Consider the following 13373-nt stretch of genomic DNA (forward strand, 5'->3'; position numbering starts at 1 on the left):
CCGCAAGGGGGTTCAAAGGGAAACTTTGCAAGCTTTTGTGACAGGCCGATGTCGGCCGAAACATTTGCACTCGACCGTGGCACGGGATAACCAAGGAAAAGACTCGGAAAATACGGACGGAGACGCCATGCCAACCTTCGGGACTCGCCCGCCGCGCCTGGGGGTCAGGAGCCTCGGCTGCCTGGCCGGGGTCGGGCTGGGTCTGCTGGCGCTGCCGACCGCCGGGCCGGCCGAGCAGGCGGTGCCGGAGGGCGCCGGGGATGGTGCGGCGCAGCTCGAGTTTCTGGCCGGCAAGGCCCTGTTCGACAAGCTCTGGGTCTCCTCGCCCTCTTCCACCCTGGTCTCGGACGGGCTGGGACCGCTCTACAATGCCCGCTCCTGCGCGGCCTGCCATCCGGGCGGCGGCGGGGCCGGGCTGCCCGGGGCCGGAGAGCCGAGCGTCGGGCTGGTGGTGCAGATTTCGGTGTCCGGCCCGCAGGGTCCGGAACCCGACCCGGTCTATGGCCGCCAGATCCAGACCCGCGGCATCGCCGGCCACGCCGCCGAAGCGGCGGTCCGGCTCGACTGGACCGAGCATGAGGTGGCGCTGTCGGGCGGCGAGACGGCCCGCCTGCGACAGCCGGAACCGAGCCTGACCGATGTCGCCTATGGCGCCCCCGCGCCCGGGCTGATGCTCTCGCCCCGGCTGGCGCCCCGGCTGCGCGGCCTGGGCCTGATCGACCGGCTGCCCGATGCCGCGATCCTGGCGGCGGAAGACCCCGAGGACCGCGACGGCGACGGCATCTCGGGCCGGGCCAACCGCGACGGCGCCGGACGGCCGGGACGCTTCGGCTGGAAGGCCAGCCAGCCCGACTTGCGGCACCAGGCCGCCGCCGCATTCGCCGATGACATCGGCCTGGGCTCGCCGCTGCGGCCCGGTGGCTGGGGTGACTGCACCGCGGCGCAAGCCGCCTGTCGGGCGGCGCCGGACGGGGCCGGGCCGGATGGCGCCGAGGTGACCGACCAGATGCTCGACCTGGTCAGCCTCTATACCCGAAACCTCGCCGCGCCGGTCCCGGCCGGGTCTCCCGATCCGCGGGGCGCCGAACTGTTCGAGACCGTCGGATGCGCGCTGTGCCACAGGCCCCGGCTGGGCGATGCCCCCGATGCCCCTGCCGCCTATTCCGACTTCCTGCTGCATGACATGGGTCCGGGCCTGGCCGATCACCGCCCGCAGGGCGACGCGACCGGGCAGGAGTGGCGGACCGCGCCTCTATGGGGTATGTCTGCCCGCGGACCCGACGGCCACCCAGCACCCCTCCTGCATGACGGCAGGGCCAGGTCGCCGCTCGAGGCAATTCTTTGGCATGATGGGGAGGCGCGACCGATGCGCGATCGGGTGGTGGAGATGCCGCCAAAGGATCGGGCGGCGCTGATCCGATATCTGGAGTCACTCTGATGCGAAAATTCCTGTTCGGTTTGGTGCTTTGCCTGCCGCTTCCCGCCCTGGCCGACGCGCCCGGCGTGATCTCGGATGTGATCGACAACCACATCCTGCCGCGAATCGAGACCCTTGCCGATACCGGCGCGGCGCTGGACGCCGCGGCGCAGGCCGATTGCCGTGCCGACAGTGCCGGATTGCGCAGCGCCTATCAGACCGCCTTCGACGCCTGGACCTCGGCCAGCCACCTGCGCTTCGGTCCGACCGAGACCGGCAACCGCGCCTTTGCCCTGGCCTTCTGGCCCGACAGCCGCGGCATGGGGCCGAAGGCGTTGCGCGGGATGATCCTGGGCGAAGATCCGGTGGTGAACGATCCCGGGGCCTTCGCCAGCGCCTCGGTCGCGGTGCGCGGCTATTTCGCGCTGGACCTGCTGCTCTACGACCCCGGTTTCGCCGAGCTGGGCACCCCGGCCTATCGCTGCAGCCTGATCCGGGCGGTGAGCCATGACATTGCCGATCTGACCGGGGCGATCCGCGACGAATGGGGCGGCAGCTATGCCGACACGATGCGCAATGCCGGCGCGAACGAGACCTATCGCAGCACCGACGAAGCCCTGCAGGAGCTCTACAAGGCGCTTTACACCGGGCTCGAATTCACCGCCAACACGCGGCTCGGCCAGCCGCTGGGCACCTTCGACCGGCCGCGTCCGAAACGGGCCGAGGCCTGGCGCTCGGGCCGGTCGCTGCGCAATGTCGAACTGTCGCTGCAATCGCTGCGCGACCTGACGGCGCATCTGGCCGAGGATGCCGGCGACGATCCCGATCTGGCCTCGCAGATCGACTATGCCTTCGGCCGCGCCATCGACAGCGCCCGGGCGCTGGACGATCCGATCTTTGCCGGGGTAGCCGATCCGATGGCGCGGTTCCGGGTCGAGTCGCTGCAGCAGATGCTGTTCGCGATCCGCAACGCGGTGCGTGGCGAGCTGGGCCCGGCGCTCGGCGTCTCGGAAGGGTTCTCGATCAACGACGGAGACTGACGATGGCAACGCGACGGGGATTTGTCTCGGGGCTTCTGGCGGCCGGACTGATGCCGCGCCCGACATGGGCCGATGCCGGCAGCCCGGCCTATCTGGCGGCGGCGCTGCGCGACGATGACAGCTATTGGCTGATCGGCTTGAGTGCAGCGGGGCAGGAACGGTTCCGGCTGCCCCTGCCGGAACGCGGACATGCGGCGGCGGCGCATCCCTTGCGCCCCGACGCTGTGGCATTTGCGCGGCGGCCCGGGACATTCGCGCTGATCATCGATTGCCGGGACGGAACGGTGCGGGCCGAGCTGCGTTCGCCGCCGGGGCGACATTTCTACGGCCACGGCGCCTATGCCGCGGACGGCACGCTGCTGCTGACCACCGAGAACGACTATGACGCGGTGCGCGGCGTGATCGGGGTCTGGGACGTGGCGGCGGGGTATCTGCGGGTTGGCGAGTTCGCCTCGGGCGGCATCGGACCGCATGAGATCGCACGGTTGCCGGATGGCGGCTTCGCGATTGCCAACGGCGGGATCGAGACCCATCCCGACAGCGACCGCGAGATCCTGAACCGCGACACGATGGCGCCGCGGCTGACCTATGCCGAGGCCACGGGGCATCTGCCGGAATCGGTGGCGCTGCCGCAGGAGCTGCACCAGCACTCGATCCGGCATCTGTCGGTGCGCGGCGACGGGCTGGTCGCCTTCGCGATGCAGTGGCAGGGCGATGCCTCGGTGACGCCGCCGCTGCTGGGCCTGCACCGCCGGGGGGAAGCCGTGCGGCTGGTCAAGGCCCCGCCGGCGGAACACGCGCGGATGCAGAACTATGCCGGCTCGGTCTCGTTCTCGGGCGACGGCGAGCTGGTGGCGATCACCTCTCCGAAGGGCGGGCTGGCGCAGGTCTTCGAGGTCGAGACCGGCGACTGGATCGGCAGCTACGACTCGGCCGATCTCTGCGGCGTCGCCGCGGCGGCGGAGGGGTTCTGCGTGACCACCGGCACCGGCGCGGCGACCGGCCTGGCCGGCGCGACGCCGCTGTGGACCGCCCGCGAGAAGCGGCTCGCCTTCGACAACCACCTGGTCCGGATCGGGCCGATTCCGGCCTGAATCCCGGCCCGTTTCGGGGCGTCCCCATGGGGACGGGGGGTCAAGTGATTGATTTTGCTGGACTCCCCGAAATGGGGACGATCATGGTTAGCGAAAGGTGAACGGCAACGGTGGCATGGCGGGTGCCGCTCTGCCGTCACGACAAGCGAGGGCAACGCCTCCACCCCGCACGACCCTCTGGTCGTCGGGATCATTCTCCGGCACTGTCGGGGCGGGTTGCGTTTCGGCGCCTGGCCCGTTTCCGACCATCCGGCCCGATCCCCGACCGCGGCCAATTCATCGCTGAGGCCGCAACCCTGGACTGCCCATGACCGCTTACGCCCTTGGCATCGTGCTGTTCTCGGCGCTGCTCCATGCCGGCTGGAATGCGATGCTGAAATCCGAGACCGACCGCGCCGGGGTTCTGGGCGCGGTGTCGCTGTTCCATGCCTTTGCCGGGGTGGTGCTGATCCTGATGTCGCCGATACCGGCGCCGGAAAGCTGGCCGTCGATCGCGGTCTCGACGATCGTGCATTACGGCTATTACCTGCTGCTGTTCCGCGCCTATCGGTTCGGCGACCTGAGCCAGGTCTATCCGATCTCGCGCGGGCTGGCCCCGGCCATCGTGGCCTTTTCGGCCTGGCTGCTGATCGGCGAGACGCTGGCGCCGCTGGCGATGGCGGGGCTGGTGGCCATCGTGACGGGCATCTTCCTGCTGGCCCTGCAGCGCGGTGCCGCGGCGGCGCCGCGCAGCACGGTCGGCTTCGCGGTGCTGCTGGGGCTGTGCATCGGCACCTATTCCACCGCCGACGGCATCGGCATCCGCCTGTCCGGAACCGCGACCGGCTATATGGGCTGGCTGTTCCTCTTCGAGGCGCCGGTGCCGCTGTACATCGCCCTGCACCGGCGCCGCAACCGCGGCCATTTCGCGCCGCGCACGCTGATCATGGGGTTCCTGGGCGGGGCGGCGGCGGTGACGGCCTATGGGCTGGTGCTCTACGTCAAGACCATCGCGCCGCTGGGCGCGGTCTCGGCGGTGCGGGAGTCGAGCGTCATCATCGCGGCGTTGATCGGTGTCATCGCCTTTGGCGAGCGGCCCTGGAAGGGGCGCATCCTGGCGGCGGTGATCGTGGCCGGCGGCGTCATCGCGCTGTCCCTGTCCGGCTAGCCCCCCGCATCGGCGCTATGCCCGCAGGCGACGGGATGCTACGCTGCCGCTGTCCCTGCCAGCCGGAGGCTGCCGCATGCTTCAGAAAACCTTCTTTCCCACCGATCAGGTCCGGGTGCCCGCCAAGCGGGCCAAGACGCTGGACGCCGCCAAGGTGACGGCGCTGGCCGAGAGCATCCTGGAACAGGGGCAGCTGACCCCGATCAAGGTCCGGGCCGACGGCAGCAAGGGTTACGTGCTGATCGAGGGTCTGCATCGGCTGGAGGCGTTGAAGGCCCTGGGCGAGGAGCGGGTCGAGGGCTACCTGGTTCAGGCGACGCTGCACTGAGCGGGCGCCGGGCGGGGAGTCAAGGCTTGACGGGTGATCCCCGTTCAACGAGGCTTGCCGGAACGTCAACCGGTCTGGAGAACGACCCCATGAAGACAAGACTTGCATTCACCCTTGCAGCGGCCATGACGGTCGGCCAATCGGTCCAGGCCGGCGGCATGGCGCCGGCGATCGTCGAACCGACGGTCGTCATCGAAGACACCTCGTCATCCTCGGCAAGCGGCCTCATCGTGCCGCTGATGCTGCTGCTTCTGGTGGCGGCGGCGGCATCGTCGAGCGACAGCGGCAGCGGCGGCACGGTCTCGATCAGCGACGCGCGGCTGAAGACCGACATCGAAAGGGTCTCGACCGCCGCAAATGGCCTGCCGGTCTATCAATTCCGCTATCGCGGGCATCCCGAGATCTACCAGGGCGTGATGGCGCAGGATGTGCTTCAGCGCTTCCCCGATGCGGTGATCACCCTGCCGAGCGGCTACATGGCGGTGAATTACGACCGTCTCGGTCTGCGCATGGAACGGATCGACTGATCACCCGGGGGCCGGGCGGGGCGCAGCCTCAGCCCGGCCCGCCGATCCAGGCGAAGGCCCTTTCCAGATAGCGGCGGCCGTCCTGTCTCTGCCATTCGCCATGCGCCATGATGACCCGCCGGGGGTCCCAGGCCAGCATCCTGTCGCGGGAGGCCCGCAGCGAGGCCCGCGCGAAGGAGGTCAGGCGCAGTTCGAGCGGGGCATAGCCCTTGCCCTCGACGATGCCCCAGAGCCGCGCGACGACCCGTTTCCAGCCCGACCAATGCGCACGCAGGAAACGGTCCGAGAAATTCTCGGACATGTCGGCGATGATGACGGTGCGGGATGCGCGGTGAAGGAACACGATCTCGTCCAGAAGACGCGAGCCACGGAACCAGACCTGATCGAAGGCGCCCTGCCAGGCGGCGGGACTGGTCTCTTCCAGCGGCGGTTCGAAGGACAGGTCGCAGCGCTTGCGGATCGTCGAGAGCGGCCCCCAGAGCCGCGCCCCGGGAAAGGCGGTCTTCCAGTCCTGCAGATAGAGGTGGTGAATCCTGTTCGGGCTGACCAGATGGGCGGGCGTGCCGAGCGTCTCGACCTCGGCCCTCAGCGCCGGGCTCAGCGCCACCGGCGACCAGACCCACAGAGCGCCATCGGGCAGCCGGACAAGCACCGAGCGGGTCGGATAGGGGAAGCCGTAGAAATTTACGATGCCGCCTTCGATGATCCAGATGTCGGCCGCAACCGGCGTCAGCAGGGACATGGCCCCCTCCCTTCGCGGCGCGGGGCCGCTATTTTCGCGGCACCCGTGGCTTGCCCTTCCAGGTGCCGAGCCAGGCGGTGAAGCCGCCCCAGATGCCTTTCGCCTTGTCGGCGGCGGCGTCGGCGTGATCATCGACCCTGTCCCAGACCTCGCCCGCGTCTTCCAGCATCGGGTCCACCGTGCGCTCGCGGAACTGGGCGATCATGCGCCGGACCAGGAGGACGACGAAGCCGAGGAACAGGAAGAAGAAGATGTTGAACCAGGGGATGATGCGCACGTCGGGGCCGTCCACCGCCTTGATCCCGACCGCGTTCGGATAGATCGAGAGGAAGGGAATCCGCCAGCCGTAATGGGTCATGATCACCCATTGCGGATTGGCCTTGGTGGATTGCAGATCCTGCGCCTCGGCCTGCAGGTTCGACGAGTCGAACTTGAAATAGGGCGGCCAGATCGTGCCGGTATCCTCGTTGCGGTAGACGATCACCCGGTCGCCGTCGCGCACCGCGTAGATCAGCCGGATGTCCCGGGTGGTGCCTTCGGCATTGCCGGCATCGGCCTGGGCGTAGAACAGCCGGTTGAAGGCGGTGAAATCGGTGCGGATCACCTCGGTCCCGGTCACGCGCACCACATCATGCTGCGGCAGGACGTAATGGAAGAAGGCGACCAGGATCAGCGCGACGACGATCCTTATGCCCCATTTGATCTTGCGCCACATGTTCAGCGATACCCCGGCATGTAGTTGGTTACATAGATGGCCCCGAACACGGCGATGAACGGCAGGATCAAGATAAGCACGATCAGCTTGCGGCGAAAGGAGTTGTCGTATTTCTCCAGCCCTTCGCGGACATAGGTTTCGCGGTCGATGCCGGGCGGCCGGTCGCGGTCCCAGCGTTTTTCCAGCCGTTCGGTGCGGACCGAGCGCGAGTAGATCGAGACCAGCCAGTAGATCACCCCCAGCACCACGGCCATGATCAGAAAGAGCCGGACAAAGGCCATCTACCTGTCTCCCTTCAAGGCGCCCCAGGGGCCGACGAGATCGATCAGCGCCCTGTCGCGGCGTGCCCGTTCCCAGGGCGAGACCGGCGGTTTCGGCGCCGCGGGGGGCGAGACCGGCGGGTCGGCCATCGGCTCGTCCCCGCCGAACAGCGCCTCGCGCGCGCCGGCCTTGTCGGTCAGATACTCCTGTTCGAGGAAGCGGGCGACATAGTGCTGCTTGGTCGGCGACCAATGCCTGTAGAGGCTGTAGAACAGCTCCTTGTGGCAGATGAACAGCTGCCGCACGTCCAGCGGCGACAGCTCGGCCAGGAGCTGGTTCACAAGGTCGCGGTCGGCGTGGTTGCGGGCCCGCAGGGTGTAGAAATAGGCCGGATGCTCGGAGCTGATCGTGGGCCAGGTGCCGCCCGCCTCGGCCCAACGCTTCAGGTCGCCGAGGGCCCGGAACTCGACCGGCAGGGCCGATCCCACCTGCCGCGCCACGTTGCGCAGATCGGCGCGGGTCGCCTCGCCGAGATCCAGCCCCAGCTGGGCGCCGGCCTCGACCAGGATGAAATCCATCTTCTGGCCGAGGATCGCGGCGGCGTCGATGCCGCGCGCCTTCACGATGGGTTCGACCAGATCGTTGGCTTCCAGGAAATGCGCGATCTCGTTGCGCTGGCCGAGGTCATAGACATCGGCAATCGGCAGCGGGCCGAGCCGGTCCTTGGCGCCGATCGAAATCGCCGCCGGATGCGGCACGTCGCGGAACACATAGAGCCCGCCGAAATGCGAGGTCCAGAAATTGGCCTGATCGACCACGAGCGGCCGCAGCGCCAGCGGATTTCGGGTCACGTCGCCGGTGCTTTTTGCCAGGCCGATCATCTCGGCGATCAGCACGTCGTCCCACCAGGCGTCCTCTTCGTTGCGGAACCGCTCGATCAGCCCGGCCAGCTTCTGCGCCTCGGCGACATGGCTGCCGGTGGTGTCGGCCTCGACCTTGATCCGGCGGATGTCGAAGAGGCGTTCGGGTTTCGAGAGTTCGTAGACCGAGTTGGTCAACTCCCCGCAGACCGCGTCGCGGGCGGTGAGGGCGAAGAGCTCGGCCTCGTTCTCGGCGATGAAGCGTTTCAGGATCGGCCGCGAGGCGGAGAACTTGGCATTCAGCAGCGGAGCCCGGCGCTGATCGGTGGTCAGCAGGATGAATTCGCGGTTGCAGCCGTTCTGGTTCAGATAGAGGTCATCGCCCAGCTCGTCGCCGATCTCGGGGGAATAGCCCGAGAGGTCGATGTGAAAATCGGTCAGCTTCGTCTGCCGGCCGGTCAGTTTCTTGAGAGCGCGGTTGTAGCGTTCGACCAGCGCCGACGAGGTGACCGGCACCAGATTGCCGAACATCAGCCCCTTCTCGATCAGCAGACCCAGACCTTCGCTCACCAGGTGGCCTCCTTCCAGCGTTTCGGAACCGCCGCCACGGCCAGCACCAGCACCGGCCCCCAGATCAGCGCCGAGGCCAGCCCGAGGCGGAGGAAATGGAGCACCGTGCTGCCGGGCGCGATTTCGAAGAGGTCGAGCAGCACGTCGCCCCTGTAGAGATAGGACCCGAAGAACCAGAGCGTCGCCAGGACGGTCAGCACCGCGGCGGATGCCAGCCCGTTGAGGATCAGCCCGGCCAGCGTCTCGGGCGTGATGCGTTGCATCCAGCGCGGCAGCAGCACCGCCACACCGACCAAGACCGCGATCGGCAGCAGGATGGTCAGGGTGAAGGTCATCCCTTCAGTTTCGCGGCATAGCGCCGCCGCGCCTCGTCCATGCGCTCCATCTCGCGCACGGCGTTGGAGATCGCCACCTCGTCTGACTTGTCGGCATAGCGGAATTCGCTGTCGGCGTAGCGGTTGATCTCCTGGATCACCATCTCCACCGTGATCGGCTGCGCCATGGCCTTCAGCATCGCCAGCTTCTGCTCGTAGGGCTTGTGCAGGAACTCGGTCGGGTCTTCCATCCAGTCGTCGGGCAGCTCGAAATCCATCGCCCGGACCTTGACCGCATCGGTGATGTTCTTGATCGCCCGGCCGGTGAAGCGCGGGTCGGCCTCCTGGATACGTTTCAGATAGGCGCCCAGCTTGGCCAGGGTGTCGAGCTTGCCGAGGTCCTTCTCGGTCCGTTCCCAGACCTTTCGCAGGCCGTCCTCCTGCGGGCGACCGTGTTTCTCGAAACTGTCCGCCACCGCCCGCTTCAGCTCCTGCGCGGCGTAGAGCTTGTGATTGCCCAGCGGGATCTCGTGGTTCTTGCCCAGAAGCAGGGCGAGGATGTCGATATAGTCCTCGCGGGTCTGCGGGCCATCGACCAGGAACCGCGCCCCGGCCCGCTGGCGCAGGGCGTCGTCCACGTTCTCGGGGTAGTTCGAGAACATGCCGTAGGTGCAGTTGCCGCGCACCACGGTATTGGCCCCGGCGAAAGCCTCCATGAAGACCGCCGTGACCTCCTGCTGCCCGGCCGAGCTTTGCCGGTCGCCGCGCTTGCCGGCGATCTGGTCGATGTCGTCGATCGTGCCGAAGCCAATCACCGTAGGGTCGAGCACGTTCGTGATGAACGCCTTGGCGTTCTGCGCCGACTTGCCCTGGTAGCTGTCGATCTGGTCGATCGAGAAGTTCTGGTAGCGGAACGGATAGCCCGCCACCTCGCAATAACCCTGTATCAGCCCGGCCATCATCTGGATCAGCGTGGTCTTGCCGGTCCCCGGCGCCCCGTCGCCCATGAAGGTGAAGATGAAGCCGCCGGCCTCGACAAAGGGGTTCAGGCGCCGCTCGAAGTCGTAGGCCATGAGCATCTTGGCCAGCTTCATCGCCTGATACTTGGCGATATGGTTGCCGACGACCTCTTCGGGCTTCTTGAACTGCATGGTCAGGGTGCTGCTGCGCGCCTTGCGGGCCGGGGTGAAGCCGGCGATCGGCAGGTCATCGGCCTCCACCCGCCAGGTGCTGGTGGCAAAAGCGCCGATCCGCGGCGCGTCCTTGGCCCGGGCGGCGACCTTTTCCATCAGCGCCTCGGCATAGGCCAGCACCACCGCGACCAGCCGGGCGTCGCCTTCGGCCAGGGCGCCGATGTCCTGATCGAGCTCCCAGAGCGCGCCCTGCAGCGCCAGCGGGGCGTTGTCGGTCAGCACCTCGTCGACGCCGCCGATCTCGACCGTCGCCTGGGTGGCCGAGGGCGCCAGCAGGAAGGCCAGGGCATTGCCGAAGGTATAGAGCACCGAGAGCGCTTCGGCGGCCAGCAGTTCGGAGAATTCCGCCGCCCGGGCCGGCGGCAGGCGGCCTTCGAGGTTTTCCTTCTTCAGCTCGGCCAGCCCGGTGATCCCCGCCACCGCGTCGCCCAGAGCCAGGGCGATGGAGAGGGCGCGGCGCAGGCTGCGGGTCACGGTGGCCTGCACCGGCGAGGTCAGCGCGTCCTCGCCATCCGACTCGGCGATCCGGTCGATCAGCCGCACCGATCCGGGCCGCACCGTCGAGCGCGTCACCAGCCCCGGCGTGGTCGAGCGGAACCGCGGCCGCCGGCCGATCCCGGGCGAGCGTTCCGGCGCGTCCACCGCCGCCACCCTGGCGCTGGCCAGCCGCGGCGCGTGGTCGAACCCGGTCAGCAGCGCCTCGGCGGCGCCGTAATGGGCGCGGATGTCGTCCTCGCGCAGTTCCATCTGGTCGGAGGTCTGGCTCATGCGGCGGTTCCCTTGAAATTCATGCTTTTCAAAATGTGCCTGCCGCGGGCCGGCAAGCGGATATGGGGCGGGCGGGCGGTCATCGGTAGCTCAGCACCCGGCCCTTCGGGCTTACCACGAATTTGCGGACCTCGCGAAAGCCCGGCGGGTTGCGTTCGGCCAGCACCTGATAGGGTCGGGCCGGCAGGATGATCGCCCGTTCGGTCCGGGTCGCGCCGGTATCGACGCCGCGCCCGGAGAACGGATCGAGCGCGAAGATCTGCCGCTCGACCTTGCCGAACCAGCCGCTCTTCTCCTGCTCCACCCTTTCGCTTTCCAGGGTCTCGACGGTCCAGGCCAGGGCCCAGTCCTGCCCCTCTTCCGACCCCGCGTCCTCCAGCACCTCGCGCAGGGGGCCGGTCTGCAGCGTGTAGGCCGAGCTGTACATCGGCCCGAGATGGAAGCGGCGCAGCCGTTTCGGGTGCAGGTCGTCGAAATCCCGGTCGAACCCCTGGGCGATGGTCAGCAGTTTGAGCCCGGCCACCGATTGCGCGATCAGATGGCGCTGCGCCTCGGGCCAGCGGCGGGTGTCCTTGGGCAGCGCCCAGGAGCCGGTATCCTCGACCTCCATCAGGTAGACGGTGGGCAGGTTGATCTGGCTGTCATAGACCGCCCAATGCACCATGAACCGGCGCCGGTCCTCGCCCAGATCGCCGATCCAGTGCGCCACCGGGTCGTTGGTCGCCCAGAACAGCCCGCCGTCGTAGAGCGCCTGATAGTAGAGCCGCTGCGACAGGGCGAATTGCAGCTTGGTCGGGATCTGCTGTTCCGAGAGGATCTCGTGGATCATCTGCTCCTTCAGCTCGGCCACCGTCGGCATCCCCGACAGATGCACCCCGGCCTGCTGGGCGTCATTGGCCATGACCAGCAGTTCGCGGAACACCGGAAAGCCGCTTTCGACGCGGTCCATCGACAGGCTGCCGAAGACCTGGCCGGGATCGCGGCCGGTCAGCAGATACTTGTGCCCGAGCGCCCCGAAGGTGGCCGAGAGCGCCCTGACATAGACCGTGAGAACCTCGACATCCGAGCGCGACAGGCTGCCCTCGGCCCGCATTTCGTCGGCGACCCGGCCCATGTGGCCGATGATCGTCTCGAACTTGCGGAAATAGCGGCGCACCGCATAGGTGTCCGTCAGGCCGACATGGTCGGCCTCGAGATCCACCGTGTTTCCCGGCTCCGCCATTGGCCCGGATCAGCCCTCCGAACCGTAGAGGTTCTTGTCGTGCTTCTCGACGATCGCCTGGAAGCGGCGGGCAAAGCGTTCGTCGGCCTTGGCCTTCTGCTCCAGCACCTTGCGCGCGAAGACCATGTGATCCTCATGCGCCTCCAGCATCTCGGCCATCCGCGTGTTGGTGGCCGATCCGATGGCCGCCATTGCCGCCTGGGCTTCCTTGTCGGTCTCGACCCCGATCTCGTTGATCCGGTGCGCCACGTCCTGCTGCTGCGCGGTCTTCAGCGACTTGGTCAGCGCGTCGTAGAGCACCACCCGCTGCTTGGTATCGGTCTGAAGCTTGTTGATCAGCACCATCTGGGTCGCGGCCTGGTTCTGCAGGCTGTCCACCCAGGTCTTGCCGGCCTCGATATAGCGTTCCAGCGTCTGGCTCTTGGCCAGCATGACCTGCTCTTGCTGGACCATCTCGTTATATTGCGCGTTCAGCGCCGCCAGATCGCTTTCCAGCTTGGTCCGGGCGGCGGCATCCTGTTCGACGCTGATCTTGTTTTCCAGCTCGATGATCTTCGGGTCCATGGCCTGGATGTCGGCGCGCAGGGTTTCCAGTTCCCCGACCACGGCCTCGCGTTCGTCCAGCGTGGCGGTGAGGTTGGTCTCGACCCTGGCCTTCTGGTCGTTCAGCGTCGCAAGCTGGCCTTCCAGAAGCTTCACGATGATGTCGGACTTGCCGATCAGATCCTGCAGCTTGTCGTCGATGCTGGCGGTGCGCATCCGTTCCTGCCGCATCGACTCGGATTTGCCCTTGCTGAAAATCCCGACGAAGGTCTCCCAGCCGGTCTTGTTGCGCATCTCGTCGAAATCGCGCGAGAAGCCGGCGGTCACATCGTCGAGCCCCATGATGAGTTCGGCGATATTGGCGTTCATCAGATCGGTGTGGCGATGGACCTCTTCCAGCGAGGCATTCTCGATATCGACCGAGATATCGTCGCCGCTGGCCAGCTTGGCCCGCGCCGTTTCAATCCGGCTTGTCACGGCGGAAATTCGCGCCTGCGTCTGCGCCACCTGCTCCTGGCTTTCGCGAATTTGGGCTTCCAGATCGGCCATTTCAGTCCCCTTGGGTCAATCACCTTGTCCTATGTCGGAAATCCTAGCGGGTTTGTCACCAGCCTGCACCGGAAATTCCGCGC

The 13373-nt window shown here is 67.4% G+C and carries 14 protein-coding genes; 6 read left to right on the forward strand and 8 right to left on the reverse strand.

Features of this window, described 5'->3' with window-relative positions; all coding sequences use genetic code 11:
* The first annotated feature begins 127 nt into the window (after positions 1–127).
* The 6 genes from NUW50_RS07605 to NUW50_RS07630 all read left to right on the forward strand — a co-directional run bounded on the left by NUW50_RS07605 (position 128) and on the right by NUW50_RS07630 (position 5553).
* Positions 128–1438 (forward strand): di-heme oxidoredictase family protein, encoded by a 1311-nt coding sequence (locus NUW50_RS07605; protein ID WP_258288504.1) that lies wholly within the window; start codon positions 128–130, stop codon positions 1436–1438.
* The gene (locus NUW50_RS07610; protein WP_258288505.1) at positions 1438–2457 is read left to right on the forward strand and encodes an imelysin family protein; all 1020 of its coding nucleotides are present in this window, start codon (positions 1438–1440) and stop codon (positions 2455–2457) included. The genes NUW50_RS07605 and NUW50_RS07610 overlap by 1 nt, the downstream gene beginning before the upstream one ends.
* Positions 2458–2459: 2 nt before the next feature.
* Positions 2460–3551, forward strand: coding sequence for a DUF1513 domain-containing protein (locus tag NUW50_RS07615; protein ID WP_258288506.1), 1092 nt, complete (start codon positions 2460–2462; stop codon positions 3549–3551).
* A 307-nt stretch (positions 3552–3858) separates the two neighbouring features.
* Complete coding sequence (locus NUW50_RS07620; protein WP_258288507.1) at positions 3859–4698, forward strand: EamA family transporter; 840 nt, start codon at positions 3859–3861, stop codon at positions 4696–4698.
* Positions 4699–4774: 76 nt separating this feature from the next.
* Positions 4775–5026 (forward strand): ParB N-terminal domain-containing protein, encoded by a 252-nt coding sequence (locus NUW50_RS07625; RefSeq protein WP_258288508.1) that lies wholly within the window; start codon positions 4775–4777, stop codon positions 5024–5026.
* 89 nt (positions 5027–5115) lie between these two features.
* Complete coding sequence (locus NUW50_RS07630) at positions 5116–5553, forward strand: tail fiber domain-containing protein (RefSeq protein WP_258288509.1); 438 nt, start codon at positions 5116–5118, stop codon at positions 5551–5553.
* Between the two features lie 28 nt (positions 5554–5581).
* On the opposite strand, the gene NUW50_RS07635 is transcribed toward NUW50_RS07630, so the two are convergent.
* From NUW50_RS07635 to NUW50_RS07670, 8 genes are all read right to left on the reverse strand, one after another.
* Complete coding sequence (locus NUW50_RS07635) at positions 5582–6295, reverse strand: DUF4336 domain-containing protein (RefSeq protein WP_258288510.1); 714 nt, start codon at positions 6293–6295, stop codon at positions 5582–5584.
* Between the two features lie 28 nt (positions 6296–6323).
* Positions 6324–7010: a DUF1523 family protein gene (locus tag NUW50_RS07640; RefSeq protein ID WP_258288511.1), complete on the reverse strand. Its 687-nt coding sequence runs from the start codon at positions 7008–7010 to the stop codon at positions 6324–6326.
* A 2-nt stretch (positions 7011–7012) separates the two neighbouring features.
* Positions 7013–7291, reverse strand: coding sequence for a hypothetical protein (locus tag NUW50_RS07645; protein ID WP_258288512.1), 279 nt, complete (start codon positions 7289–7291; stop codon positions 7013–7015).
* A complete protein-coding gene (locus NUW50_RS07650; RefSeq protein ID WP_258289303.1) occupies positions 7292–8689 on the reverse strand; it encodes a DUF6638 family protein in 1398 nt (465 codons plus the stop codon).
* 8 nt (positions 8690–8697) lie between these two features.
* Positions 8698–9036: a hypothetical protein gene (locus NUW50_RS07655; protein ID WP_258288513.1), complete on the reverse strand. Its 339-nt coding sequence runs from the start codon at positions 9034–9036 to the stop codon at positions 8698–8700.
* Positions 9033–10976, reverse strand: a complete 1944-nt coding sequence (locus NUW50_RS07660; protein ID WP_258288514.1) for an AAA family ATPase — start codon at positions 10974–10976, stop codon at positions 9033–9035. The genes NUW50_RS07655 and NUW50_RS07660 overlap by 4 nt, the downstream gene beginning before the upstream one ends.
* 79 nt (positions 10977–11055) lie before the next feature.
* Complete coding sequence (locus tag NUW50_RS07665) at positions 11056–12198, reverse strand: hypothetical protein (protein WP_258288515.1); 1143 nt, start codon at positions 12196–12198, stop codon at positions 11056–11058.
* A 9-nt stretch (positions 12199–12207) separates the two neighbouring features.
* Entirely contained in the window at positions 12208–13290 is a 1083-nt protein-coding gene (locus NUW50_RS07670) for a hypothetical protein (protein ID WP_258288516.1), read from the reverse strand.
* Positions 13291–13373 lie beyond the last annotated feature (83 nt).

The sequence above is a fragment of the Frigidibacter sp. ROC022 genome, assembly GCF_024723735.1.
Taxonomy (GTDB): domain Bacteria; phylum Pseudomonadota; class Alphaproteobacteria; order Rhodobacterales; family Rhodobacteraceae; genus SLM-1.